We start from the raw sequence: 618 nt of genomic DNA on the forward strand, positions 1-618 counted from the left end.
AAAATCAGCGTGAATAATTCACGCCTAATCTTCGTCTTCAAAGCTTAACGCATAGCTAATTTGGTCAAAACTGTAGCCGCGATATTGTAAGAAACGAACCTGTTTAGCGTACTCTTTCTGGTCTTTGGCCTTTATTCCTTTAAATTTCTTCTCTGCTGCCAACTTTGCCAATTCAAACCAATCTTGGGGCTCTTCTGCCATTGCTTGTTCAATGACAGATTCTGCAACGCGCTTCTGGTTAAGCTCTTGGCGAATACGACGCTCACCATGACCTTTGTAAACGTGTTGACGCACTTGGCTTTTGGCGTAACGCAAGTCATCCAAATAATTGTGTTCTAAACAAAAGTTAATCGCAGCTTCAATATCAGCCTCTTCATAGCCTTTCATCGCAAGCTTTTGATGGAGCTCATATAAGCCATGATCTCGACGACTAAGTAACTGAATCGCGGCTTCTTTGCTAGATAGCGTCGGTGCTTGTCGCTTTTGGTACATAGTGATCCTAAAGGTAATTTGGCTGTACAGGCTTTTCGTTTGCCTTAAATTTCTTCGATTTTGATTTCGACAAATACAACAAAGCCCTGCAACGCAGGGCTTTATTTTTAGTCTATCAGAAGATTA

1 protein-coding gene is annotated in these 618 nt (G+C 41.4%); it reads right to left on the minus strand.

The genetic code is table 11. From position 1 onward, the window contains the following. Nucleotides 1-24: 24 nt before the first annotated feature. Nucleotides 25-492, minus strand: a complete 468-nt coding sequence (gene recX / locus R7Q11_RS27515) for a recombination regulator RecX (RefSeq protein ID WP_005455548.1) — start codon at nt 490-492, stop codon at nt 25-27. Nucleotides 493-618 lie beyond the last annotated feature (126 nt).

It is taken from the genome of Vibrio sp. 970, from assembly GCF_033339075.1.